Origin of the sequence: Pantoea sp. GM_Pan_3 (genome assembly GCF_026541045.1) — a bacterium.
In the GTDB taxonomy this organism is placed as follows: Bacteria; Pseudomonadota; Gammaproteobacteria; order Enterobacterales; family Enterobacteriaceae; genus Pantoea; species Pantoea anthophila.
The window spans coordinates 905,912-931,423 of sequence record NZ_JALNVA010000001.1; the positions used below are offsets into that span (position 1 = coordinate 905,912).

The 25,512-nt window shown below is 56.6% G+C and carries 25 protein-coding genes; 10 read left to right on the forward strand and 15 right to left on the reverse strand.

The window, feature by feature from the left end; genetic code table 11:
• Positions 1–15: 15 nt before the first annotated feature.
• Positions 16–810 (forward strand): inositol monophosphatase family protein, encoded by a 795-nt coding sequence (locus tag OXR04_RS04290; protein ID WP_009090185.1) that lies wholly within the window; start codon positions 16–18, stop codon positions 808–810.
• 34 nt (positions 811–844) lie between these two features.
• On the opposite strand, the gene OXR04_RS04295 is transcribed toward OXR04_RS04290, so the two are convergent.
• Positions 845–1,273 (reverse strand): GNAT family N-acetyltransferase, encoded by a 429-nt coding sequence (locus tag OXR04_RS04295; RefSeq protein ID WP_265135817.1) that lies wholly within the window; start codon positions 1,271–1,273, stop codon positions 845–847.
• A gap of 187 nt (positions 1,274–1,460) precedes the next feature.
• Between OXR04_RS04295 and hipB the strand changes: the two genes are divergently transcribed.
• The 4 genes from hipB (at position 1,461) to OXR04_RS04315 (ending at position 5,963) form a co-directional block, all read left to right on the forward strand.
• Positions 1,461–1,709: a type II toxin-antitoxin system antitoxin HipB gene (gene hipB, locus OXR04_RS04300; protein WP_009090189.1), complete on the forward strand. Its 249-nt coding sequence runs from the start codon at positions 1,461–1,463 to the stop codon at positions 1,707–1,709.
• Positions 1,709–3,022 carry a type II toxin-antitoxin system HipA family toxin gene (locus OXR04_RS04305; protein ID WP_267369325.1) on the forward strand — a complete coding sequence of 438 codons (1,314 nt, stop codon included), beginning with the start codon at positions 1,709–1,711 and terminating at the stop codon, positions 3,020–3,022. Before hipB ends, OXR04_RS04305 begins: the two co-directional genes overlap by 1 nt.
• 102 nt (positions 3,023–3,124) lie before the next feature.
• Positions 3,125–3,769 (forward strand): LysE family translocator, encoded by a 645-nt coding sequence (locus OXR04_RS04310; RefSeq protein ID WP_267369326.1) that lies wholly within the window; start codon positions 3,125–3,127, stop codon positions 3,767–3,769.
• Positions 3,770–3,917: 148 nt separating this feature from the next.
• Complete coding sequence (locus OXR04_RS04315; RefSeq protein WP_267369327.1) at positions 3,918–5,963, forward strand: FUSC family protein; 2,046 nt, start codon at positions 3,918–3,920, stop codon at positions 5,961–5,963.
• Positions 5,964–6,185: 222 nt separating this feature from the next.
• Here the strand turns inward: OXR04_RS04315 and OXR04_RS04320 are convergent, their stop codons facing one another.
• The 7 genes from OXR04_RS04320 to OXR04_RS04350 form a co-directional block, all read right to left on the reverse strand.
• Positions 6,186–6,521: a gamma-glutamylcyclotransferase family protein gene (locus tag OXR04_RS04320; RefSeq protein WP_140028550.1), complete on the reverse strand. Its 336-nt coding sequence runs from the start codon at positions 6,519–6,521 to the stop codon at positions 6,186–6,188.
• A gap of 72 nt (positions 6,522–6,593) precedes the next feature.
• The gene (locus OXR04_RS04325; RefSeq protein ID WP_267369329.1) at positions 6,594–7,310 is read right to left on the reverse strand and encodes a fimbrial assembly chaperone; all 717 of its coding nucleotides are present in this window, start codon (positions 7,308–7,310) and stop codon (positions 6,594–6,596) included.
• Positions 7,276–8,628, reverse strand: a complete 1,353-nt coding sequence (gene stbD / locus OXR04_RS04330) for a fimbrial usher protein StbD (RefSeq protein WP_267369553.1) — start codon at positions 8,626–8,628, stop codon at positions 7,276–7,278. Before stbD ends, OXR04_RS04325 begins: the two co-directional genes overlap by 35 nt.
• Entirely contained in the window at positions 8,603–11,137 is a 2,535-nt protein-coding gene (locus OXR04_RS04335; RefSeq protein ID WP_267369555.1) for a fimbrial outer membrane usher protein, read from the reverse strand. Before OXR04_RS04335 ends, stbD begins: the two co-directional genes overlap by 26 nt.
• 1 nt (position 11,138) lies before the next feature.
• On the reverse strand, positions 11,139–11,885 hold the full coding sequence (locus tag OXR04_RS04340) for a fimbria/pilus periplasmic chaperone (RefSeq protein ID WP_267369330.1): 747 nt from the start codon (positions 11,883–11,885) through the stop codon (positions 11,139–11,141).
• 57 nt (positions 11,886–11,942) lie between these two features.
• Positions 11,943–12,488, reverse strand: coding sequence for a fimbrial protein (locus OXR04_RS04345; RefSeq protein WP_009090205.1), 546 nt, complete (start codon positions 12,486–12,488; stop codon positions 11,943–11,945).
• Positions 12,489–12,508: 20 nt separating this feature from the next.
• On the reverse strand, positions 12,509–13,123 hold the full coding sequence (locus tag OXR04_RS04350) for a LuxR family transcriptional regulator (RefSeq protein WP_230200881.1): 615 nt from the start codon (positions 13,121–13,123) through the stop codon (positions 12,509–12,511).
• Positions 13,124–15,398: 2,275 nt separating this feature from the next.
• Between OXR04_RS04350 and uraH the strand changes: the two genes are divergently transcribed.
• Complete coding sequence (gene uraH / locus OXR04_RS04355) at positions 15,399–15,821, forward strand: hydroxyisourate hydrolase (protein WP_111208419.1); 423 nt, start codon at positions 15,399–15,401, stop codon at positions 15,819–15,821.
• Between the two features lie 22 nt (positions 15,822–15,843).
• On the opposite strand, the gene OXR04_RS04360 is transcribed toward uraH, so the two are convergent.
• Positions 15,844–16,767 carry a LysR family transcriptional regulator gene (locus OXR04_RS04360; RefSeq protein WP_046101829.1) on the reverse strand — a complete coding sequence of 308 codons (924 nt, stop codon included), beginning with the start codon at positions 16,765–16,767 and terminating at the stop codon, positions 15,844–15,846.
• Between the two features lie 152 nt (positions 16,768–16,919).
• Here OXR04_RS04360 and OXR04_RS04365 point away from each other — a divergent pair, with 152 nt between their 5' ends.
• Both OXR04_RS04365 and OXR04_RS04370 read left to right on the forward strand, forming a co-directional pair.
• The gene (locus OXR04_RS04365) at positions 16,920–17,669 is read left to right on the forward strand and encodes an SDR family oxidoreductase (protein WP_267369331.1); all 750 of its coding nucleotides are present in this window, start codon (positions 16,920–16,922) and stop codon (positions 17,667–17,669) included.
• Between the two features lie 156 nt (positions 17,670–17,825).
• The gene (locus OXR04_RS04370) at positions 17,826–18,926 is read left to right on the forward strand and encodes an NADH:flavin oxidoreductase/NADH oxidase (RefSeq protein WP_058958208.1); all 1,101 of its coding nucleotides are present in this window, start codon (positions 17,826–17,828) and stop codon (positions 18,924–18,926) included.
• 43 nt (positions 18,927–18,969) lie between these two features.
• Here the strand turns inward: OXR04_RS04370 and OXR04_RS04375 are convergent, their stop codons facing one another.
• Positions 18,970–19,554, reverse strand: coding sequence for an NUDIX domain-containing protein (locus OXR04_RS04375; RefSeq protein WP_267369332.1), 585 nt, complete (start codon positions 19,552–19,554; stop codon positions 18,970–18,972).
• An 83-nt stretch (positions 19,555–19,637) separates the two neighbouring features.
• Between OXR04_RS04375 and OXR04_RS04380 the strand changes: the two genes are divergently transcribed.
• Positions 19,638–20,387 (forward strand): DeoR/GlpR family DNA-binding transcription regulator, encoded by a 750-nt coding sequence (locus OXR04_RS04380; protein WP_267369557.1) that lies wholly within the window; start codon positions 19,638–19,640, stop codon positions 20,385–20,387.
• On the opposite strand, the gene OXR04_RS04385 is transcribed toward OXR04_RS04380, so the two are convergent.
• Both OXR04_RS04385 and OXR04_RS04390 read right to left on the reverse strand, forming a co-directional pair.
• A complete protein-coding gene (locus tag OXR04_RS04385) occupies positions 20,380–20,898 on the reverse strand; it encodes a glutamate racemase (RefSeq protein WP_267369333.1) in 519 nt (172 codons plus the stop codon). The two genes, OXR04_RS04380 and OXR04_RS04385, sit on opposite strands and share 8 nt — an antisense overlap.
• A 126-nt stretch (positions 20,899–21,024) precedes the next feature.
• Complete coding sequence (locus OXR04_RS04390) at positions 21,025–21,423, reverse strand: VOC family protein (protein ID WP_154928166.1); 399 nt, start codon at positions 21,421–21,423, stop codon at positions 21,025–21,027.
• A 320-nt stretch (positions 21,424–21,743) separates the two neighbouring features.
• Here OXR04_RS04390 and OXR04_RS04395 point away from each other — a divergent pair, with 320 nt between their 5' ends.
• On the forward strand, positions 21,744–22,775 hold the full coding sequence (locus OXR04_RS04395) for an NADP-dependent oxidoreductase (RefSeq protein ID WP_154928165.1): 1,032 nt from the start codon (positions 21,744–21,746) through the stop codon (positions 22,773–22,775).
• 42 nt (positions 22,776–22,817) lie between these two features.
• Here the strand turns inward: OXR04_RS04395 and OXR04_RS04400 are convergent, their stop codons facing one another.
• Genes OXR04_RS04400 through OXR04_RS04410 form a run of 3 tightly spaced genes read right to left on the reverse strand, consistent with a single transcriptional unit; the run spans position 22,818 to position 25,509 of the window.
• Positions 22,818–23,678 (reverse strand): PfkB family carbohydrate kinase, encoded by an 861-nt coding sequence (locus OXR04_RS04400; RefSeq protein ID WP_009090220.1) that lies wholly within the window; start codon positions 23,676–23,678, stop codon positions 22,818–22,820.
• A 2-nt stretch (positions 23,679–23,680) separates the two neighbouring features.
• Entirely contained in the window at positions 23,681–24,538 is an 858-nt protein-coding gene (locus OXR04_RS04405; protein ID WP_009090221.1) for a MurR/RpiR family transcriptional regulator, read from the reverse strand.
• The gene (locus OXR04_RS04410) at positions 24,538–25,509 is read right to left on the reverse strand and encodes an ABC transporter permease (protein ID WP_009090222.1); all 972 of its coding nucleotides are present in this window, start codon (positions 25,507–25,509) and stop codon (positions 24,538–24,540) included. Before OXR04_RS04410 ends, OXR04_RS04405 begins: the two co-directional genes overlap by 1 nt.
• Positions 25,510–25,512: the final 3 nt, after the last annotated feature.

Sequence of the window (25,512 nt, forward strand, 5' to 3'; positions counted from 1 at the left end):
AACTGAGGAGCTGGCATGGCATCACATGATGAAATAATGGCGCGTCTGGCTGTCGCTGAGGCCGTTGCCCGTGAAGGCGGCGCGACCGCGCTTTCCTACTTTAACCGTCGCGAGACGCTGGTGGTGGAAACCAAATATGATCTGCAGGATGTGGTCTCGATTGCTGACCGTGACGTGGAGCAGCAGATCGCGGCCCATCTCCGCGCCGCCTTTCCCGATGACGGTTTTCTGGGTGAGGAGAGCGGTCTGCAGCCGGGAGCATCGGACTACACCTGGGTGGTCGATCCTATCGATGGCACCAGCCCGTTTCTGAACGGAATGCCAAACTGGTGTGTTTCGGTGGCCGTGCTGCGCGGCGACCTGCCGGTCATCGGGGTGATCTTTGCCCCCCTCTATGATGAATGCTACGTCGCGGCGCTGGGGCAGGGCGCGACGCTCAACGGCCGCCGTCTGGCCGTCGATCCGGCGCGCACGCTGCAAAACCACGTCACCGGATTCGGGGCGAACAGTCACGTGACCCCGCAGCAGGTTGGCGAGATCGTGGCCGCATTGCTGACGGCAGGCGGTAACTTTATCCGACTGGGTTCCGGCGCGCTGATGCTGGCATGGGTGGCCGCCGGACGGGTGGTGGGTTACTACGAGCCCTATATGCACGCCTGGGATTGTCTGGCGGGCTACTGCCTGGTGAAAGAGGCGGGCGGCTGGTATCACCCGTTTAATACTGAAGGCGACCGCCTTACCCGCGGTGCACAGGTTCTTGCCGTGGCACCCGGTGCCGAAGCCGACCTGCGCCGCATCGCCGGTCTGTGACCCTGTCACGCCAGCGCGATGCGGATCGGTGTGGTTATGCCGGCCGGAGTCTCTTCGTCAGATAGTGACGCTGCATGCCGGTCTGCGGAAAGTCGGGCAGGGACATCTGCTGCTGATATCCCTGCTTCTGATAGAACGGTAGCGCCTGAAAGCTGAACGTATCCACCAGCGCACAGAGACATCCGTCCGCCACCGCCGCCTGTTCCGCCGCGCTGAGCAGTTCACTGCCCAGACCGCTGCCCCGCAGCGTCTCATCCACCCACAGAAAATCGATACAGAGCCAGTTTCCTTTGCGGGACGCGATTAACCCGCCCCGTAATGTCCCCTGCGTGTCGCGATGCATGACCGACAGCGGCCCCCAGTTCTCAGTCTGGATAAACTGCCGGTTGTACCCGCCGAGTCCCGCCAGTAATGCTTCGCGGTCCTGCTCGCTGATCTGATGGGTGATGCTGAATCTGCTCATTCTCTTCCTCTTTTCTCCGTGGATTATGCGTCCTGAATTATCCCCCACAAGGGATAAAACTCTCTTTATCCCCTGCAAGGTATAAAAAGCAATTTATCCGTTAAAGAGGATAAAAGCACATTTATACCCTTTCGGGGATAATACGGCTGCGCTATGCTTACCCTCTGTGATCCAGAAGGAGTCACCCATGATATATAGTCCGATTCAGCTGGCAAACCGGCTGAAACTTATCCGCCAGCGCAACGGCTGGACCCAGAGTGAGCTGGCAAAAAAAGTGGGCCTGAAGCAGGCAACGATCTCTCACTTTGAAAATGCACCTGACAGCACCTCACTGGCTACGCTGTTTAAGCTGCTGCAGTCGCTGGAGCTGAGCCTGGAGGTTCAGGAAAAAGCGGCACCGGCGCCAGCGCCACTCAATGACGAGGATGACTGGTGATGCAGAAGCTGATGGCCTGGATGAACGGCGAGCGGGTGGGGGTGCTGACCCGGCAGCGAAACGGCGCACATGAGTTTGAGTATGATGCAGGCTGGCTGCGCAGTCCGCTGGCGCGTCCCCTTTCCCTCTCTATGCCGCTGCAGGTCAGGCCGATCACCTCCGCCGCCGTGATTAACTTTTTCGATAACCTGCTGCCCGACAGCCCGGCGATCCGTGACCGGATTGTGGCGCGCTATCAGATAAAATCCCGCCAGCCGTTTGATCTGCTGCAGGAGGTGGGACGTGACAGCGTCGGCGCGACCATGCTGCTGCCGCCGGAGATGCCGCTGCCGCCGCTGCAGGCACGCTATGAGGTGCTGGATGAGGCGCGGCTGGAAAAGGTGTTGTCGGCCTATCAGTCCGATATTCCGCTGGGGATGCTGCGTGAAGAGACCGATTTTCGCATCTCGGTGGCCGGCGCGCAGGAGAAAACGGCCCTGCTGCTGACCGATGAGGGCTGGAGCATTCCGGCCGGGGCGACGCCAACCTCCCACATCATCAAGCTGCCCATCGGGGAGATTAAGCAGCCTGCCGCCACCCTGGATATGCGCGAAAGCGTGGAGAATGAGTATCTCTGTCTGGCGCTGGCCCGGGCGCTGGGAATGGCGGTGCCGCAGGCGACCATTATCCGCGCCGGGGCGATGCGGGCGCTGGCGGTGGAGCGGTTTGACCGGCGCTGGTCCCGCGATAAGACCCGGCTGATCCGGCTGCCGCAGGAGGATATCTGCCAGGCGCTGGGGATGCCATCCTCAACTAAATATGAGTCAGACGGCGGGCCGGGCATAGAGACGATCATGCAGCTGCTGATGGGCTCCAGCCAGGCGATAGCGGATCGCTACCGCTTTATGCAGTTTCAGGTTTTCCAGTGGCTGATCGGCGCAACCGATGGCCATGCAAAAAACTTCTCCCTGTTTATTGAGCGCGGCGGCAGTTACCGGCTGACGCCATTTTATGACGTCATCTCAGCCTACCCGGTACTGGGTGGCACCGGCCTCAACAAGCGGGCGCTGAAGCTGGCGATGGGGCTGTGCGCCACCAAAGGTAAAAAGATGGCGATCGACAAAATCTATCCGCGCCATTTTATCGCCACGGCAAAGCGCGTCAGTTTTGATCCGGCCAGTATGGAGGAGATTTTTGACTTCTTTATCCGGGCCTTTCCCCAGGCGGTGGTTTCGGTGCGGGATGCGCTGCCCGCCGATTTTCCGCAGCACATCGCCGACGCCATTTTCAGTCACTCACTGATCATGCTGGAGCGGTTACGGCACAGAACGTGATGGAGAGCGCGCACACCGGTAAGAGGATGATGGCATTTGGAAAAGGGCCTCCGGGCTGATAAGTTAACGAAAGGTTAAATCTTATTGCTGTCAGGAGTTTTCATGCTGGATATTGTTCACTTTCCGCTGTTTCTGGCGTCGGTGGTGCTGCTCTGCATTACGCCGGGCCCCGATCTCGCTTATGTTGTCGGACAAAGTGTGGCTCGGGGGCGACAGGCCGGTGTTCTCTCGGCGTCGGGCGTGGCGCTGGGAATCTGTACGCATGCAGTTGCCAGTGCGCTGGGCTTAACGGCGCTGATTGCGGCCTCGCCGCTGCTGTTCACCGTCATTAAATATACGGGCGCAGCCTACCTGATCTATCTGGGGACGAAGATGATCGTGGCGACGTTCCGCGTCCGTCACGTCGTCAGGCCGGAGGGAGTGGAGGCGGTCGCACAGACTGAAACCCGTCAGCTGCTGCTGCGCGGCTTTATTACCTCGATAACCAATCCCAAAGTGCTGCTGTTCTTCATCGCCTTCTTTCCTCAGTTTGTGACGGTGGAGGGCGATCATCATGCCGTCTCCTTTCTGCTGCTGGGTCTGGCCTATGCGCTGACGGGCCTGATAACGGATGTGCTGTTTGCCCTGCTGGCAGGCGGTGCCGCCGGCGCCGTTGCGAAGAATCAGACCCTGCAGAAGGCGCTCGATCGGGTGGTGGGTGCCACCTTTATCGGGCTGGGCATCCGTCTGGCGCTGACGCGTCGCTAACCGCTTTTCATCCCGCCCGAAACAGACCTGTCTCACCTGAAACCGGCCCCGTCAGGCCGGTAATAATTTGTATAAGTTAACTGAGAGTAAAACGCAGGCGCATCTGTCAGGATACGCGCCTCAGAAAGCTCCTGGTTGCTCTCATTCGATGAAATGGTTTACCAAAAACGCGGTTTTGTTTGCCTGCAAAACTTCTCTTGCCGCGTTTATTGCACTCTCTGTGGCGCTGCTTCTTAACTTTGAAAAACCTGCCTGGGCGCTCACGACCGTTTTTGTGACTTCACAACTCTATGCGGCCTCAACCGTGTCGAAATCCCTGTTTCGTCTGCTGGGTACGCTGCTGGGGGGCCTCTTTATTCTGCTGATCTACCCCGAAACGGTGCAGTCGCCGGTTCTGTTCAGCCTCTGCGTGTCACTGTGGGTAACGGTCTGCCTCTATCTCTCCCTGCATGACCGCACGCCCAAGAGCTACATCTTTATGCTGGGCGGGTATAGCGCCGCCATTATGGGCTTTCCCGACGTGGATACGCCGTCAGCCATTATCAATACGGTCATTTCACGTATTGAGGAGATCACGCTCGGCATTCTCTGCAGCACCCTGGTTCACCGGCTGGTGTTTCCGGTGTCGATGCATCATCTGCTCGGTCAGAGCGTGAATCTCTGGTTTCAGAATGCGCGCAGGCTATGCGATGAGCTGATCAGCGGAATGGCAAAGAACAAATCGCTGGAGCGGGAAGATATCCTGATTCAGATGGCGGGTTATCCGCTGAACGTTGAAACGCTGCTGACCCACTGTGTCTATGAGGGGGAGGCGGCGCGTAACGTCATCCGTCTGGTCAGCGTGCAGTATCAGCATCTGACCTATCTGCTGCCGACGCTCACCGCGATTGAGTCACGGCTGGGCGTACTGGCGGAGCTGAACATTCGTTTTCCAGCGTGCGTGACCGATGTGTTTCAGCAGTTTCTGTTGTGGCTGCATCACGATCGCGTCAATGACATCAACGGACTGCGTGAAGCGATCAATGCCGGGCAGGCCAGCCTGGAGCAGTCGTGGCGGGCAGGGGAACTGGCGACCGAGGAGAGCCTGCTGCTGATCGGTCTGCTGGAGCGGCTGGCAAACTTTGTGCGCATTGCCGATGCCTATGAGAATGTCAGCGCCCGTGCCGGGGATCTCTACAGTCATGGCGACGGAGCGGCTATCCGTAATATCCGTGAGCATCGCCATATCGACAAAGGGCTGTTGAGGCTGTCGGCGCTGACGGCTTTTCTGGCGACCTTTCTCTCCAGTCTGTTCTGGATTGGCAGCGGCTGGGCCGACGGGGCGAATGCACCGCTGATGGCGGCGATTATCAGTTCGTTTTTTGCCGGTGTCGATTCGCCGGTGACGCCGATGAAGCTGTTCGTCAAAGGGGTGATGATTGCGCTGGTCGTGAGCCTGTTTTACATCGCTTTTCTCATCCCGCAGGCGAACACCTTACAGGCGCTGATGATCTGTCTGCTGCCCGGTCTGATGCTGCTGAGCCTGGTGATTGCGAATCCGGCCACCAACCTGATCGGGCTGAGCGTGGCGATTCAGATCCCCGGCTTTATCGGGCTGAGTCACCACTTCGTGCCCAATCTTATCGTTACCCTGAATGCGGCGATCTCTTCGATGGTGGGGATTATGTTTGCCGTTGTGCTGACGGCGCTGATCCGCAACAAACGACCTTCATGGATAGCGCGAAGAGCGGTACAGCGCGGCCTGCGCGATCTGTTAGGGTTTATCAAAATGGTGGAGCGTAACGCCGCCACGCTGCTGTCACGGCAGCAGTTTATTGCACGCATGCTCGACAGGGTGAATATCATTCTGCCGCGGAAACGGCTCGACCCGGTGCCGGATATCGTGGTGGGGGGCTATCTGATTACGGAAACCTGGCTGGGGGCGAACTGCTATGACTTTTATGCGCGCTATCGCGAGGTGCTGGAACGGCATGGGATTGATAGCGGGCAGATGTTTCACGAGCTTGCGCTCTATCTGAAGCGCAAGATGAAATCACTGCAGTTAACGCCGCATCAGGATTTGCTGGAGGAGCTTGATCTGCTGCTGCTGCGTCTGGAGCCCCTGGCCCGGCAGGAGAGTGAAGCCGTCGCGCCCCTGATCCACCTGTTTAACATCCGGGTCTCGCTGTTTCCGCATCAGCGCTGGCCGGAATGAAAGGGTAGAAACGCGGGCTGGTGGTCTGAAGAGGCTGGTGGCCCGGAACAGGTCTTAACGGCAATCTATTTTAGTTACATCATACATTAGATCTCTTCCTATAACTGAGATTCAACATCATGCCTGTTTGTAAGGTCTGACAGAAAAGGGAGGCGGGATCAGACAGAGCGGGCTGACAGAATCGCGCCCGGAAGCAGGGCGCGAATTGCAGATCAGGGGGTATCAGCACTGTTCACGGGGCTGAAGCTGATAGATCCAGGCGCTGAGCTGCTGATTATCGTGGGTAGAAACGCACACTTCGACGCGATCATAGCCTTCCTCAAACGCATCCAGCATCGGCCAGTGAGCCGCCAGCTTATCGGAGGTAAAGAGAAAACCCGGCACCTGCGGGCCGTGCTCATCCAGAATAATGCCAGGAAAATCAGCCGCTGCCCCCCAGCCGCGTTCATAGAAGGTGCCCGTGACCGAACCGGCGAGCCACTCTCCGCCGATATTCTCCAGGATATGCGCATTTTCACGTCCAGGGCAGAGCGTGCCGTAAACAAATAAACGTTTCATTTTCCCTCATCCAGCCTGCAAACCGAAACAGGCAACTTTAGCGTGCCGGGACGCCATTGTCCTGCAAAACATTCACTTAAAAGCCGTGGTGTAGTTAACCGGAATGCCCTGGTCGTTGATCACCGTATAGTTCAGCGCCGTTCCGTGAGAGAGAGCGGCCTGACTCTCTGCCTGCAGTTCCGCGTGCGGGGCGATCATCAGGTTTTTAATCGCTGCCTGACCTTGAGGTTTGACGTTCAGGCTCATAAACCAGGGCGTCGGGTTGGTTATCGTGATTTTATCTCCCGTGACGGCGAAACGAAGCTTTTCCGGGTCGGTCGCCTGAGGCGCCTGAAGTCCCGCAGGCCGGATAAGAATCTTCAGCCGGATTCGCAGCGGCAGCACGACTCTGCGTTCAGCTGCGTCAGGCGCTTTTTTCAGCGCCGGAATCTGGTAAATATTCAGCCAGAAGAGACTCTCTTTACCGGCGGGAAGCGCATCGCGTGAGGTCAGCATCAGGCGCAGCGATCGCATCTCGCCCGGAACCATTTTTACCACTGGCGGCAAGACAAGCACGGGCGTGATGCTGGCATCCGGTGACAGCGTCACGTTACCATCATCCGTCCAGAGTTGCAGAAACGTCTCGGTGTTGCCGCTGTTGACGACGTTAATCGACTGCGTCAGATCGGCCTGATTAAACACGATCCGGGTCTTATCCACGTTGACCACTGCCCAGACGCTGGACGAGAGCAGAACGCCAGATAACACAATGAGGTTACTGAAAACTGACCACAACCTGTAATTGCGCATTTACTGCTCCTGCTGTAAGGGTTTGCCCACTGATGGCTTCAAGGGAGGCGGTAAAATCACCGCTGTAGATATCACTGCCTCCGGAGGAGACCTGCGAGGTTAAATCTTTGTAGGCATACCAGCCGCGGCTGTTGCCGGTGCCAGTGCTGGCGCGGTCCGGCAGTAAATTGATGGGGGTATTGTTGCTGTCATAAATTCTGATACCGACGCCGGAGGCGGCAGTGCTGCTGCCATAATGGGTATCCAGCAGCCAGGTTAACCCGCCGCCCGAGGTGGTCAGCCCCAGATTTCTCGCCTGTATAACCGCATTAGACTGGTTAACCAGAAAGCCCATGGCGACATTGGCCGAAGTGGTCGTCGACGTGGCGGTGCCGGAGAGTGCGCCCGATTCGCACTGAATGGAGATCGTAAACGGAGCCTGGCTTTTTCCGCCTGCCGCGAGGGTGCTGACGCTCACGGTAGGCAGCAGTACCACCGAGGGATAATCCTGAACTTCACACAGTGCGCCGCGCACATAAGTGACGTTAGAGTAGGTGCTCCACGCTGCCGGCCAGTTACGGTACCAGCCGTACCAGTAAGAGAGGCTGTCCTGGCCCACCTGGAGGCTATTGGTGTCGAGTCCCGGACCTTTAAAAGCGATGTAACCCCGCGGCTGTGTCCAGGTGTCCACGTAGCGATTACTGTTGCTGGCGTAATAGCGGGTTGAGTCAATTTTAAACATCTCATACAGCACATTGCTGAAGGCGCTGGCCGGGATGTAGATATAGGCGCCATCGGAATACCAGTCGCTGGCCGTCAGCTGACGCGCTTTCCAGTAGCGGCTGTAATATTCGCCGGTTGAGAGGTTAGTCAGCCTGACCGCGACATTTGCGGCGACATCATAATAAGCGCCGTCCACTTCAGACGTAACGTATTGCCCGGCATAGGGACTGTCGCCGTTGGTGGCGTACATCTCATACAGGCTGTCGGCATCCGCCACGGCGCAGCGGTAGAGAATCTGATTAGCCGAGTAGGGAACGTTACTGGCCGAGGAGAGAAAGCTCCCCACTGAGCTGGCCAGCAGGGTGCCGGAGGGCTGAAAGGTCTTTCCGCTGTTAATGCTGATCACAGACGGCAGCCCGACATTCCCGGAACAGGTGTCGCAGGCACCGGTCCAGCTGGCGGCGGTGTAGCCCGCCGCAATCGCGCTCTGAGAGAGCGAAGAGGTGGAGGTGACCACGCTGCAGTTCGCCCAGGCGGGCACATTAAGCAGCAGTAACACGATATACAGGAGTAATTTTTCGATTCTCACACTATTCACCCTTGCGGCAGACGGCATCCAGGCGAACGATATTCTCATTCACGCGTCCGGTTATCTGATAATTAACGAGGCAGGTTTTATGCCCTTTATTTTGCCAGCTGACCCTTAAGGTGCCGGAGTCATGCGGAACGCGGGCATAGACCTGTCCGCCCTGACCGACAATGCCGATGACGGTATTATCCGCGTCACGGACTTCACTCCCCATCGGCGGAATGTCCTGATCGTCACTCTTCAGCGCGATCAACACCGCCTTGCCCTGCAGGGTGGCAAAATGAATCCGCGTCACGGAACCGGCATAGGGCACCACGCGCTGGCTGCCGCCACTTAATTCCGCATCGCTATTCATGTAGCGGGTATCCAGGCTGACGGTATTCGCCTGATAAGGCGTGAGCGAAGGCAGGATGGCGTAACCCGCATGATCGATAACCGCGCCCTGGCCGTTACGCACGCTGGCGCCCTGAGCGCCTTCCGCATGAATCAGCGCAAAGGTATCGCTGGTATAGGGGCCGGCTGTAATACCGCCGGAATGGATCAGCAACGTGCCCGACAGACCCAGACCCGCCTGACGGTAGTTATCACCCTGGCCATAGTTCGCTCTGACGCCGCCCACGCGGGTATTCTGCTGCACGTTTCCGCCAAACGAGGCGCGCTGGCTGCCGCTATTCTGCGTCTGCCCGGTTCCGCCATATAGCGACCAGGAGAGCTGATTGTTCTCGCCCGACGAACCGGTGAGTGAGAGCGTGGAATTGCGCGTCTCTTTAGACTGGTTGTAGTTATAGGCCACGGAAGCGTTGTGATTGCTCCAGTTCAGCGGGACGGAAACATTCAGGGCAACAGTATTCTCGGTGTACTTTTCCCGATAGCTATTATCGCCTTCGTCCAGGCTCAGCCCGAAGCGATCGCTGCTCCAGGTGGTGCGCTGGCGGGCGACGTTGAGACTGTAACTGATGTTATGCCAGCTGTTGTTGTAACCGAGCTGAAGCTGGGTAATGCGGGAGCGGTTATTGTAATAATCCGCTGTGCTGGCACTCAGGCTGATCAAGCCATAGTCAGCCATTGTCTGACTCAGCGTGACAGAAAAGTTATTACGCTGATGCAGCGTGTCGGAGTAGTAGCGGAGGCCACCATCCTGCTGGCGACGTACGCCCAGCACATCCTGCAGGTCGCGATAACCGCTGGTTGAGTAGCGATAGGCAGCCAGGACCACATTGGTGCCGGTGGTAAAGGTTTTGCTGTAGCTCAGTTCAGCGCGCCATCCCGTGGCAGTCTGGTTCTGTGCCACCTTTGCATCCGAGAAGGTGGTATTCAGTCCCACGGCGCCCGCCGCAGAGCTCCAGACACCACCAAGCAGCCAGGCCTGATAATCCTCAGCCAGGCGCGAACCCGCCGTCGCGGTCAGCTGGTTGCTGATACCGCGCTGCAGCAATCCTTCAAAGAAGGTGTTATTGACGGAGTAGAACTGCCGCACCCGTCCCAGGGCAACGGAGTAGTGCCAGTTACCCGGCCTGACCGAATCGGGCACCGAGGCATAGGGGACGGTAAACGAGGACGTTTTGCCACTCGCTTCAACAATCTCCACGTCGAGATCGCCCTGGCTGCGGGTATTGTACAAATCGTTAATGACAAAAGGTCCCGGAGCCACGCTGGTCTCATAAATAACGCGATTGAGCTGCCTGACGATAACCCGCGCGCTGGAAGAGGCCACGCCCCGGATCTCCGGCGCGTAACCCCGACGGCTTTGCGGGCGCATCCTCTCATCCGTTGTCAGCTTAATCCCGTTATAGGACAGGCTGCCAAACTGCGAACTTTCTGTGTAGCTGTCGCCAACGGTCAGCACACTGTTCAGCGGTTCGATGGGGCGCTGAAGCCAGGTTCTGACCGTGGTATAACGCGCGTCGCTGCCGGTGACGTTATTGTCGATAACCCGCAGATTGCCCTGATGGCGCAGCTGCCAGTTATCGATATTGGTGCCCGCCGTGACACCGCTCCAGAGATACTGATATCGGTAACCGGAGGCAGTATTTTCCGTCCAGCTGTAGTTGGTGTTATGCCGGATGAAAAGGGCGGTGATCCCTTTATCCCACTCGGAAACGGGGATGGTTCCGCGAGGCAGACGGATTAACTCCGCATCCGGAATCGTCAATTGCAGCCGCAGTGATGACTGATCAAATTGCCAGCTGGCCGCGGAGGAGCAGTGACGCAAAGGCTGGCATTGCTCGCTGGCTGCGGTTTTATTCAGTGACTTAAGGCGCAGTGATTCCGCCACATTCAGGGGAAGGCAGGGTTCAATGGGCTGACCTTTTTCTGCTGATAAAAAGGTGAGGGTGACACCGCTTTTGATCAGCTTATTATTGAGATAAATGTCGACATAATAGCTGCCGGGGGCAATCGTCTGATGATTAAACTGTTCGATGTTCTGGCCAAAAGCCGACCCTTTAAACAGTGAAGGATCAAAGTAATATTCCTCAGCGTGTCCATACGTTGAAAAAGTGAAGGAGGCACAGAGAGGTAAAAAAAGGGTGCAGATATTACCTGGCTGCAAGCGGATAATCTTCACTGACTTTCGCTCCCTGGTCATTCATTGCTGAAAGAGAGACCACGCTGTTCGCGGGTAACGCGTGCGTTGCCGCTTTGCACCTGACAATTTTTTTAGAGAAGGGCGCAATCATATCGGCGTCGCAGGCTATTTTTTTGTCTGCTGCTTTTATGGCTACGTCGGTCAGCGAAAAAAACCAGGGCTGGGTGTTATTGATTTCGAGGCCCTCTTTTTTCGCCGTTATTTTTATTCCGCTGAAAATATCCCCCGGCTGACCAATCGCCGTAGGCCGGTAGAAGAGTTTCATGCGGTTACGTAACATTAAAACGATACTGTTACGGCCTGACTCGCCCTGAATATTGGCGGGCGGAATTTGCAGGGAGTTGAACCAGTAGACCGTTTCGCGATCCTGCGGTAAAGAGGTCTCTGGCGTGAAGCGGATTCTCAGCACCTGACCGGTCAGAGGCTGAATCCGGAATAACGGAGGGGTGATAATAAAAGGCACGTCACTCTTATCGCCCGGTTGCGAATCCATATTGCCATTATCAAACCAGGCCTGAATAACATACGGAATATTATCGTTGTTCTTTAACTGAACATCGACGGAGAGAGCATTGCCGGGATAAATAATACGGCTACCCAGAATCGTGACGCTCGCCTGGACTTTATCCGAAATAAACGTCATCAACAGAATGAAAATGACGAACAGTGAGGGGTAGAGCACAATGCGTGAATACATGTCAGAGATCTCAAGCGTGGCGTGCGTACCCGGGATACCGGATACGCACGAAAACGATTACTGATAAGTCACGGCGTATTGCAGTGATGCGGTCACGGTCCCGGCCGTTGGTGTGCCTGATGCATAGTAGCGGGCAGAGTAGGTGGCAGAGCCTGAGGTTTCCCCTGCCTGAAGCGTCATATCGCCGCTGCCGGTGTAACCGCTGGTCAGATCGACGACGGTATCTTTCGGGTCGAGGATCTGAACCTCAACGTTTTTCGCGGTGCCGGTGTTCGACAGGTTGCCGGCAGCGCTGACGTTATTGCCCACGAAGACCGTGGAGATTTTCGTGGTCTTGGTGCTGTCACCGGTACAGCCGCTCACGCCTACGGTGAAGGGGGTTTCTCCCGCTGTCGCACCTGAGGCCGCAAGGTCAGAGGTACTCACGGTTGGCAGCAGAACGACAGGTGAAGCGTTGTTACCGTTCACCGACACCGAACAGGTTTCGGTGGTCACTTCGCCCTGGAAGTTAATGGTGTTATCAGAAGCCGCAGAGACGCTGGCTGAAACCAGCGCGGCACTGATTAACACCGCAAGATTAAGCGTTCTGAAATGGGTGTTCATGTCATACTCCTTTATCATCGTTATACGGAAAGCAATTGGTTGAGGCTGATGCCCATTTTCCGGCGAATAGCCTCTTTGATGTTATAAACACGCTTGATTTCAACTCCCATTTCTCTGGCAATAATCGGCAGTGAGAGTCCATTCACTGCCAGATCAAGGAACTGAACTTCATCCTGTTTAAACGCATTCACTTTTTTTCTGACGTCGCCCTTCAGGCCGAAATAGCAGCCATTAATCTGACGGCTTATCTCTTCACGCGACTGATCGGCATAAATAACGGTCTGGATACGCAGGTCTTCTTTTTGCCAGAACGCGGCAAGGGATTGCATATAGCGATCGCTGACGATAATCAGCATCAATCCGGTGTTTTTTAAATATTCAATCCAGTTACTGTTGGTAAAATACCTGATATTCTCTCTTGAGAAGTCAACAAATATGCATCCCCGGCAAAAGATGCTTTCATATTTACCCGCCACCATGCTAAGCAGGGATGAAGAGAAAAAATGATTTCCTCCGGGCCAGGTGGTTATTTTTTGCAGCGGACATCGGTTATAAATGTCTGATGCGCGATGGGCGAGATCACAGCCATATTTACAACTGGCGCAGCGAATTTCCTCTCTGGTTATCTTTATCATAATATTCTGGTGCTGTTGCGAGAGTTGTATTTATTTTATCGATAAAAATCTCCGCGTTTCAAGGCGATGAAAATTACCCGCTATTTCCTGCATTCGGATTTTTCTTAACGCACCTCCTCTGTGGCCTGGCGTAATATTGATTGAAAATTCGGGACAAAAACGTCTGCCGCCCACTCAGTCGTACTGAGAGACCTGGATTTTTTTACGTCTGTTAGGAATATTTCGCAAATAACGCTGTTTTGATCAATAAAAATTCCGCACGCAAAGCTAAATATGCACGAATTTTGATCAGTGTCATTTTTTGTATATTTTTGACGCCGGATTGTGGTTGAGGAATACCTGTTTTTGTCGCTCTTAATGCAAATCCTCTTATTAATACCCGTTGGTTATTTTTCTAATCCTGTTGAGTCAGAACCTCAAAAATACTATTTATCGCTCAGGAAATCCTTTTATTAAGAAAAGTCCTGGTAACAAAGATGTTAATTGACGCATCTGCTAAAAATATTGATCTAAATCAGTAATTTAGCGCGTGTTATCTGTTCTGTTTTCAGCATTGTCATTAATTCTCTATTTAATTTTACGCAGGAAATGATTATTCAGCTTTTGTATAAAATAATCGCCGCGCATTGACGTTTGGCTGCTCTGGCCGGTTTTAATAAACCAGTAAGGCTGATTACTGAACAGACAGAGCAGGGATGTTATGTTGCTTTGTCTCCCGTAAACGTCTTATCAAAACCGATTGTCTCTGACTGAATCTCTGCAGGTCATCAACAGGCGCAGCCGATGCGGCAGGCTTTATCATGACGATGCGCGTACGTGTACAGGAGCAGGCGTTGTTGGTGCCGCTGAGCGAGAGTAAAAAGCAGGCGTTCAGGAGACGCATTTACAGCATTTCTGTGGCCGTCAGCCCTGATAAGAGCGCTAATTTTCACGTAGCGACGTCTCTGGCGGAGTGCGGAAAGCCGCCGGATGGCGTTAAACGAACAAAGCGCAGAGACGTGCAGACCGGACGCCCAATTCAGAGCAAAGCGGAGTGAACTGAAAAGCTGAGCGCGCAACATGTCACGAGCGCTCAATTCCTTCACTTAGCCGTAAAGATGAAGCCGGATGTGATATCTTCGGCATCGGGCACTGAAGAGAGCGAGTGAATCAGGCTGCGAAGAGAATGCCGGACGGATGCGCAGCAAACCACAAGGCATTCAGAAAAGCGGATGCATGGCGGTGAGAAGATGAGGCTAAGTTGCACAGAGATTCACGGCCAGGCAAAAAACAGCCAGGATCGGTGCCGGAAGGTAAACAGCGGAGCCCAACCCTGATAATGATAAAGATGCGCATAATGTATATTATGTTAAATAAGATATCTGATAACGGCTGTGGCTGCTTTATCTCGTTCCCTGCCGTGCTGCTGCTAACTTCGTTCCTGCCCGTCTGATGAGGCAATTATGATTCCCGGTCAACCCGATACCGGCTGTTCCCTTAGCGACGATAACTTTCCGCGTATTCATCTTCCGGCACGTCTGCTGATTAACATCAGGCGATTCTTTGCTTCCACTATTTTGAGCTGCCTGCACTGAAGCCTTATCAATGCCTTGGCATCGTCCCAAAAACACCCGCCTCCCCGGATGATTCCTCTTTCACAGCCATCCCCATCATTCACGGCTTTCCCTGAAAGCCAGCGCTTCTGGCGTGTGTACGTGACTTTGCGGCTGATGATGCCGGTAAGATCCTGGGTAAATGCATCCTGGCTACTTCTGCTGGCAACGGATCCTGTTTCACGGCCAGTTCAGTAACGGGCGCAGATGACGCCCTGACAGGCAAATCATTCAGCGTGCGTCGCGCAGGCATACCGGCCCGATGACGCAAACCGCGTGGTTTACGGGCCGTTCGGTGAGCATGGCCCTGAATCTTTTCATCCCTCTGAATCAGCTGGATTTTATCACCCGCCAGGGGCTACAATCCCGGAGCATTCAATAGAATGCCCCCCAGACACCTGACGGGTTTCTGTGACGCCGTCACGCTTTATGTCACTGTTTTCCCGGCCTGCGGTTCTGCTGCCCTCTCCTTTTACATACTTTCTGGCCGCCGTTTCATCCTGATTAGCGATGTCAGCACAGAGCTCAACTCAGGCAATGAAAGAGATCATGTATGATGTAACTAAAAGGCATGCGCTTCTGGGAAATTTCACATTTAGCGCCGTTAAATGTCCCTTTCGCCTCAGCCCGATTACGCTTCAGCACAACAACACGCATTCCAACAGTCAATAAAGGAAACATTGATGAAAAAGACAACGGCTCTGATTGCCACCTTACTGATGACCTCTGGCGCATCTGCTGTCGCCGCTCAGCCTGCCGCTGCGAAAAATCCACTGAGCGTACACGTGCTCAACCTGCAGACCGGTCAGCCCACCGCGGGCATTGAAGTCGAGCTGGATCAGAAGCAGCAGGATAACTGGGTGAAACTGGCTTCTGGCGTGACGGATAACAATGGCCGCATCAGCGCCCTGTTCCCGCAGGACAAAACGGCCAGCGCCGGCAGCTATCGCGTGGTATTCAAAACCGGTGATTTTTATAAGAAGAGCAGCCAGAAAACCTTCTTCCCGGAGATCCCGGTGGAGTTCAACATGGAAGCCAGCGGTGAGCACTACCATATCCCCCTGCTGCTGAGCCCGTTTGGTTACTCAACTTATCGCGGCAACTGATTGATTCTGCCCAATCCGTCATTCAGGTGCCGGATTGGGCCTCTCCCGCTATCCGCGCCGGAAAACAGGCCACCAGCCAGTCGATAAACACCCGCAGGCGTTGCGTGACGTGCCGGTTCTGCGGATAAACCAGATGAAACGGATACCCGGCAGGACGCCAGTCGCGCAGGATCTCCACCATCTCACCCTGCCGCAGAATCGACGACAGCGAATAGCTGAACGTCTGAATGATCCCCAGCCCGGCCAGCCCCGCAGCCAGATGTCCGTTGCTCTCATTGACGCCAATGCGATGCGCACTGGTTACTTCGATTTTTTCCCCGTCACGTTCAAACCGAAACGGAAATGGCCTGCCGGTCTGCGGAGAGAGATAGCTCACCAGCCGGTGACCGTTGCGCAGTTCATCCGGATAGGCCGGTACGCCAAAGGCTTTCAGATAGGCGGGCGTCGCACAGGTGATCAGCGTGGCGTGCCCAATCAGACGGGCGATCAGTGAGGAGTCCATCAGCGGACCGCCGCGGATCACACAGTCAGCATTGTCACTGATCAGGTCGATCGGACGATCCGAAACGCCGAGATCCAGCGTAATGTCAGGATAGCGGGCAAAGAAATCGGGCAGCAGCGGAATCAGAACGTCCCGGGCAGTCGAACCGCCGACATCAATGCGTAACTGCCCGCGTGGCTTACTGCGCAGTGCATTAAAACAGGCATCCACATCCTCAAGGTCGTGCAGAATACGCAGCGCCTTCTCATAATATTCGCGCCCTTCCGCAGTCACGGTCACGCGCCGGGTGGTCCGCTGCAAAAGCCTGACGGAGAGATGCGCCTCCAGCTCCTGCACCAGCTTGCTCACCGTCGCTTTCGGCATGTTCAGCGTATCTGCGGCACGGGTAAAACTACCGCTCTCTACCACCCGTGAAAAGGCTCTGATCGCCAGCAACTGATCCATTCTCTGCCCCTATTGTCCACCCGTGTGGATAGTCATTTTCATTTTAGCGGATTTATCCGTCAATCCCGCTCTTTTACAGTGGCCCCCTGTCCGGCAGCGACGCTGACCGGGAAGCTTATCCTCATTCACTGACCGACTCCGGAGACGACTTTATGAGCGCATCACTCGCAGGAAAAATTGCCCTGGTCACAGGCGGAACAAGCGGAATTGGCCTGGCCACCGCACGGGAACTGGCGTCACAGGGCGCGCAGGTCTTTATTACGGGTCGCCGTCAGGCGGAACTGGATGCCGCCGTCGCGGACATCGGTGGAACGGTCACCGGTATCCGGGCCGATGCGTCACAGCTGCACGATCTCGACGACGTGTATGCCCGGATTGCGTCACAGTCGGGCCATCTGGATATCCTGTTCGCCAACGCCGGCGGAGGCGACATGCTGCCGCTGGGGGCGATCACAGAGGCGCATTTCGATCGTATCTTCGACACCAACGTACGCGGCGTGCTGTTTACGGTTCAGAAAGCGCTGCCACTGCTGGTTGATGGCGCGTCGGTTATTCTTACCGGCTCTACCGCCTCGGCTCAGGGTACCGCGGCCTTCAGTGTCTACAGCGCCAGTAAAGCCGCCGTGCGCAACTTTGCACGTTCATGGGCGCTGGATCTGAAAGATCGCGGCATCCGGGTGAATGTGGTGAGTCCCGGCCCTGTCCGTACTCCGGGCCTGGGCGGGCTGGTCAGTGAGGATCAGCGTCAGGGCCTGTTTGATGCGCTGGCTGCGCAGATACCGCTGGGTCGCCTGGGTGAGCCGCAGGAGGTGGCCAGAACCGTTGCCTTCCTGGCGTCAGATGCCGCCAGCTTTATCAATGCGACAGAACTGTTTGTCGATGGCGGAATGGCGCAGGTGTAACGTTACGCTTCAGACCCTGTGGCTGTCGCAGCAGGGTCTTCTGCTCCCCGACGCCGGGACACAATCACAAAATGTCACGTTGCATTACCCACGGTCTCCTCAATCCCCCGCTATAGTTATTGCCTGTCACATTCGTCATAACACCATGGAGATCACATGAGCCAACTTTTTTCCACTGTCTCACTGGGCGACCTTACGCTGGATAACCGCATTGTGATTGCGCCGATGTGCCAGTACTCAGCCGAAGCCGGTAATGCTACAGCCTGGCACCGCATCCACCTGGGTCAGCTCTCTTTTTCCGGCGCAGGCCTGATGATTATCGAAGCCACGGCGGTAGAAGACATTGGCCGCATCTCTCCCGGCGATCTCGGATTGTGGAATGATGAGAATGAAGCCGCACTGAAAACGGTGCTGGAGGATGTGCGCCGCTACTCCTCGATTCCGGTGGGCATTCAGCTGGGTCATGCCGGACGCAAAGCGTCGTGCGCGGTGCCCTGGGAAGGCGGCAAACAGATTGCACCGGATGCCGGCGGCTGGCAGACCATTGCCCCATCAGCCGTGAGCTACAGCGCGGATGAAGTCAAACCGGTCGCGATGAGCGCCGATGACCTGACCCGGGTGAAGCAGGCCTTTGTGGAGAGCGCCCTGCGTGCAGAGCGTCTGGGGCTGGATCTTATTGAAGTGCATGCCGCGCACGGCTATCTGCTGCATCAGTTCCTCTCTCCGCTCTCGAACCAGCGCACCGATGAGTATGGCGGATCGCTGGAGAACCGTATGCGCTTCCCGCTGGAAGTGTTCAAAGCGGTTCGTGACGCGGTTCCGGCCTCACTGCCGGTAGGCGTTCGCATTTCCGCGACGGACTGGGTCGAAGGCGGCTGGGAAATCAACCAGTCCATCGCCTTCTCGCGTGAGCTGGAAGCTCTGAACTGCGCCTATATCCATGTCTCCAGCGGCGGACTGTCGGAAGATCAGAAAATCAGCGTCGGCCCTAATTACCAGGTTCCGTTTGCCCGCGATATCCGTGAGCAGGTTTCCGTTCCGGTGATCGCGGTCGGCCTGATCACTGAGCCACAGCAGGCCGAGGATCTGCTGCAACAGGGCGAAGCCGATCTGGTGGCTCTGGCGCGCGGGATCCTCTACGACCCGCGCTGGCCATGGCATGCGGCCGCCGCGCTGGATGGCAAGGTGCAGGTGCCACCTCAGTATCTGCGCTCCGAACCGCATGACGTAAAAGGCATTCTGACCCAGGATCAATAAGCCTTTCCCGGCAGACCGCTTATACAGGGGTCTGCCGGTTAACTTATAAAATGCCCTTCAGCCGCAGATGCTGCAGCAGCATGATGGTCTTGGCATCCATGATTTCTCCCTGGTCAATCGCCCTGAGCGCCTGGTCGAAACCAAGCTCCAGCACCTCAATATCCTCGCCCTCCTCTTCGATGCCGCCGCCCTCACCGCTACGCGGCTGATCCCCATATTCGGTAATAAAGAAATAGAGCTTCTCGGTAACGGAGCCGGGACTCATAAAGGCTTCAAACACTTTCTCTACCCGGGTTACCCGATATCCGGTCTCCTCTTCGGCTTCTGCCACAATCCGGGCTTCCGGCGACGCGTTATCCAGCAGGCCAGCCGCCGCCTCGATCAGGAAGCCATCGTGTCCATTGAGGAAGATGGGGAAACGGAACTGGCGGGTCAGCACCACGCTGCGTTTTTCACGGTTGTAGAGCAGGATCGCCGCGCCGTTACCACGGTCATAGGCTTCACGGCTCTGCTCCTGCCAGCGACCATCGCGGCGCAGCAGTGAGAACGTATATTTTTTCAGGGTATACCAGTTATCTGACAGCAACTGCTCATTGAGGATACGCACACGGGAAGAGGCTTGCGGCATGACAGGCTCCGGGAGTGATAGACAGCCTTTACGCTATCATGCACAATCGTGCACATTCAAGAAAAATCATGCAGAGGACAACGATGCTTTCCAGTCAGCGGAAACAGACAATACTGGCGCTGCTCGCCCGTGAAAAACAGGTGCAGTCGCGCGATCTCAGCCAGCGGTTCGGCCTTTCTGAGGACTCTATCCGCCGTGACCTGCGTGAGCTGGCGGCAGAGGGATTGCTGCAGCGGGTGCATGGCGGTGCCCTGCCGGTCTCTGCCGCGCTGGGCACCTTTGAAACACGCAAAAACGTGCAGACCGCATCGAAGCAGGCGATCGCGCAAAAGGCGGTTTCGCTGATCCAGCCGGGGCAGATCGTGCTCATTGATGGCGGCACCACCAGCGCGGAACTGGTGCGACGCTTACCGCCGACGCTGAGCTTTACTGCCGTGACGCACAGCCCCAGCGTGGCACTGGCGCTGGTCGATCATGCGCAGGTGGAGATTATCCTGATTGGCGGGCAGCTCTATAAACACTCCGTGGTGACGGTGGGCGCCGCGATGCTGGAGTCGATAAGTCGCATCAACGCCGATCTCTTCTTTATGGGTGTCACCGGTGTGCACCCGGCTGCCGGACTGACCACCGGTAATTTCGAAGAGGCTACGGTGAAGCGGGCGCTGGCCGGACGCGCAGCGGAAACCGTGGTGCTGGCATCAGCAGAGAAGCTGAACGCCGCCTCTCCCTTTGCCATTGGCGGGTTGTCGCTTGCCTCAACCCTGGTCGTGGAAACGCCGCCGGATGAGCCGTTACAGCAGGCGCTGACCCGGCAGGGTGTCACGGTTATCTGAGATCGTAGCAGGCCTGCAGCGCCAGATCGGGGCCGGTGAGCGGACGCTGCGTGGCGGGAAACCGCTGCGCCACCGGCGTCATTGAGCTTTGCGCCAGAGCCACCGCCACCGCGCCCTGCTGATAGGCCTGTTCTGCCGCCGCCGCAATCAGGTCAAAATAGCGGATCGTGTTACCCGCCTTAAAGGCATCCCATGCCCCCGCCACCAGCTCCGTGTTCACCTGCGTGCCGGGCTGACAGAACAGCGCCCGGGTGGCCGCCACGGTCGATTCTGCCGCGCAGAGCGCCACCGCAGGCCCCGCCTGGCGATGCAGCGCCTCCGCCAGCATTCTGTCGGTGCGCATGACCCTTTCCTGCACGGGGAAATCGTCGGCTACCGGGGCCAGCGTCGAACAGGTGATCAGAATGGCATCAAACTGCGGCAGCACGCCCTCAATCAGCCGGGCCATCCTGAGACGTAAGTCACTGTCCATCCCGCCGCGCTCTTCGGCCTCAGCCAGCAGTGCAGGCATGACCAGATGATTCAGCGGCGGGGTGTGACGCGCCAGCGAGTCAGCAGCAGCATCGAAAATCGCAATGTTACTGGCCGCAGTGTGGAAGCAAAGTATGTTCAGGGGACACTCCGTTTCATTAAAAGATCAGCTTTCGACATGCCAGGCTGCATGCTGAATCACCACACGATAACCATCATTGTCACTGAATGTCACGCCCTGCTGATCCCAGTAAGGATTAAAAGAAGGCACCCGCCGGAATCCTGCCTCATCCATCGCGGCGCAACGGGCCAGCCAGTCAGGCCGATGTGGCAGGTAAAGCACCAGCAGATCCTCTTGCGACGGTGACGGCGTCAGGGGATGCGTAAGTGACTGTGTAAATTCCAGATGCCAGGCCAGACCCGGCGCGCCCAGCATCACGCCACTGAATCCCTCATGGTCGGTAAAGGCACCAATTTTCTGCAATCCTAACCCGTGACAATAGCGCTGAGACATTTCTGTCAGGCTGGTAACCGGCCGTGCGATTCGCATGTGCTGAATGTGCATGGTTCTCTCTCCTCTCTGTTTACTGAGTTCTATCACACTCATCCGCCCGTCCCGTGGCCCCGGATGCGCTGCAGAATCGCGCGAAGCAGTTTAATCAGGGCGCGATTTTGCAAGCGAATGTGAATATCACGCCGTCCGGGCAAGGGGCCGTCATCGCCTGACAGACGCTGTGTCACTCTGCCCGCAACGCTGCAATCGCTGGTGAGGGGAACGGTCTGCCGCTCATCGTGCTAAAGGCATTCCCCTCTCCGTCATCTACACTTTTCCGGTATTCATACGGCGATGCCCTGTGCATTGCCAGGCCATAAAAGGATGACAATATGACTGAACACGCGCCTCAGAATCACGCCTGGTTACTGGCTTCACGCCCACACGGCGAGCCGACCAAAGAGAATTTCCGCCATGTGGCGCAGCCCGTGCCGGAACTGAAAGAGGGTGAAATTCTGCTGAAGACGATCTACCTGTCGCTCGATCCCTACATGCGTGGCCGGATGGATGAGGGGAAATCCTACGCCCCGCCAGCAGAGCTGGATCAGCCAATGGTGGGCGGCACCGTCTGTCAGGTGGCTGAATCAAAAAACAGCGAGTTTCAGAAAGGCGACTGGGTCCTGTCGCAGAATGGCTGGCAGGAGTATGCCGTTTCCGATGGCAAAGAGATCGCGAAGCTGGGCAACAACCTGCCCAACCCTTCCTGGGCGCTGGGCATTCTCGGTATGCCAGGCTTTACCGCCTATATGGGCCTGATGGACATCGGCCAGCCGAAAGCCGGTGAAACCCTGGTGGTCGCCGCCGCAACCGGTCCGGTCGGCGCAACGGTGGGCCAACTGGGGAAACAGAAAGGCTGTCGCGTGGTCGGTGTGGCGGGCGGTGAAGAAAAATGCCGTTATGCCATCGAAACCCTGGGCTTTGATGCCTGCCTCGATCACCACAGTGCTGACTTTGAAGAGCAGCTGAAGAACGCCTGCCCGGATGGCATCGATATCTATTTCGAAAACGTGGGCGGTAAAGTCTTTGATGCCGTGTTCCCGCTGCTGAACACCGCCGCGCGTGTACCGGTCTGTGGTCTGGTGTCGGCGTACAGCCAGCGCGAGCTGCCGGAAGGCCCGGACAGAACCTCCCTGATCATGGCGGGTATCCTGAAACGTCGTATCCGTATGCAGGGCTTTATCATCTTCCAGGATTACGGCGACCGCTACCCTGAGTTCCTGAAGGCGATGACGCCGCTGGTGGAGAGCAAAAAGATCCACTATCGCGAGCACATGATTGAGGGATTGGAGAACGCGCCACAGGCGTTTATCGATATGCTGAACGGCAAAAACTTCGGCAAGACCGTAGTGAAGGTCGGCGGCTGATGGAATTTGTGTGCCACGTCAGTGACGTGGCACACGTCTCGATCAGTGTGGCTGCCGGGAAACGTGTTCGGCAGCCGCTCGGTTAGCCTCTTCTGCCGCTTCTCTCAGCGTTGCCCCGATGCTCAGACGCTGACACAACACGCCGACAAAACAGTCCCCGGCACCATGGGTGCTGACCAGCGTCACCTTCTGCGCCACCAGCGTGTGCGTCTCTCCCGCCTCGCTGAAAGCGACGCCGTGTTCCCCTGCGGTCACGACCACCCTGGCAAAGCGTCCCGCCAGCGACTCCGCGGCCGCGCGGGCTGACGTCAGATCCTGTACGCTTATCCCGCACATATCGCGCGCTTCAATGGCATTGACCACCAGCAGGTCGATACACGCTTCAAACGCCGCCGACAGGGGGCGTGCGGGCGCGGCATTGACGCAGACCCTAATCCCTCGCTGTTGCGCCGCCCGGGCCGCACAAAGATTGACCGTTTCCGGCACCTCGTTTTGCAGCACAAGCAGTGAGACATCCTGCCAGAAGCCTGGCTGTTCGAAAGTCTCCAGCGGAATGTGCTGATTGGCATTGGACACCACGACGGCACCGTAATCCCCTTCGGCATCGGTAATCGCGACACTCATGCCGGAAGGTATCGCCTCGATCACACTCACCGCCGTGCAATCGACGCCAGCCTGCTGCAGAAAGTCCCGCAGAAACTGGCCCTGCTGATCGCGTCCCACCGAACCGGCGAACCGCACCGCAGCCCCCGCCCGGGCCGCCGCCACCGCCTGATTTCCGCCCTTGCCGCCAGACTTATAGTGACAGGCACTGCCCATCACCGTTTCGCCTTTCTCCGGACGATGAGGCGCGTCCAGCATAATGTCGTAATGAAGACTGCCGGTGACTGCAATTTTGCTCATAGCTAGAATTCCCGCAGATCCTGAACCGCATGCTGGGTTTTCATCAGGTTCTTCTCCGCCCGCTTCAGATCTTTCTTGGCGATAGCGACAAACAGCGCGTCCAGAATATTGAGCTGGGCGATGCGTGACGCGGCGTTTTCACCCAACAGATGCGATCCCTGAGAGGTTGAATTGAGGACCACATGCGCACTCTGCGCGATCGGCGATTCGGCGTAGTTGGTAATGGCGATCACTTTCGCACCATTTCTTCCCGCCAGTTTGACCGGATCGTTCACTGCGCGTGTTGCACCCGAGTGGCTGATGGCGATAACCACATCGTCATCAGATAACACGGCGGCTGACATCAGCATGATATGGGCGTCATCATAGGCGGTCGACTTGATGCCTATCTTCAGCATCTTGTGTGACAGATCCCGCGCGACGGCGGCAGAACCGCCAACGGCATAGAGATCGATATGACGCGCTTTAAAGATAATGTCCGCCGCCCGATTGAACTCAGAAACATCCAGAATTGATAGGGTCTCTTCAATCGCCTGGATTGAGGTTCTGAACACTTTGGCCAGCAACTGCTCCGACGAATCATCCGGCTCAATTTCCGCATGCAGCCCCGCTACTTCAGACTGGTTGTAATAGATCAGACCACTTCTGAAATGTCTGAAGCCGGTGAAGTTAAGCTTTTTGGTGATCTTAACGATCATCGCTTCAGAGACATTATTCTCCTGCGCAATCTCTTTTAAGGATGACTGCTCGGTAATGTCGGTTCGGGCAATGATGGCCTCAGCCACCCGACGTTCTAACGGCGTCAGCTGGGGCAAACGCATACGAATCTGAGCACCAATGGCTCGCGGATCTTGCTTCATTACCTGCCTCGGGTCGCCCGGTCAATCAACATCGCTATGATAATAATAAGGCCGGTAGCGAGCAATTGGTAAAAGGCCTGAATATTCAGCAAGGTCAAGCCATTACGCAGCACGCCGAGGATCACCACGCCAATCAGCGTCCCGAAAATGCTCCCTTTCCCTCCCATCAGTGAAGCCCCACCAATGGCCGCCGCCGCGATAGCGTCCAGCTCCCACAGGTTACCGATGGTTGGCTCGGCAGCACCCAGGCGGCCAATCAGAATCAGCGCGGCCAGTGAGGCCAGCAGGCCGGAGAAGATGTAAACCGTCACCTTGGTGCGCTTCACGGGCACACCGGCAACCCGTGCCGCCTCTTCGTTGCCGCCAATCGCCAGAATATATTCCCCCAGCGGGGTTTTATTCATGACCGTCCACAGCAGCAGCGCGATGATCGCCACAATCACGATGGGGGTCGGGATACCTAAAATCGTGCTGTTGATCAGGCTGCGAAACGCCAGCGGAATACCGAAAACCGGATTTCCGCCGGTCGAGATCAGCGCAATGGCCCGGAACAGCGACAGGCCACCCAGTGTCACAATAAACGGCTGTAGCCCGGCATAAGCGATGAGTGACCCGCTGAACAGACCACACATCGCGCCGACGCCCAGCGTGGCGAGGATCGCCAGCGGCACCGGTATACCTGACGCCATCAGGGTCGCCCCCAGCACCGCCGAGAGAGCCGCGGTGGGGCCGACCGAAAGGTCAATCCCGCCGGAGATGATCACCAGCGTCATGCCCAGTGCAATCAGGGCGTTGATCGAAGACTGCTGCAGAATATTCAGCAGATTTGGCAGTGTGAAAAAGACCGGCGACAGAAACGAAAATGTCACCACGATAATCAGTAAGCCGATTAAGGTACCGGCATCCCGTACGTTAAATTTAAGCCGCAGCGCGGGACGGGTATCCGGCCCGGTAGAGGTCTGAGTGGTCATAGT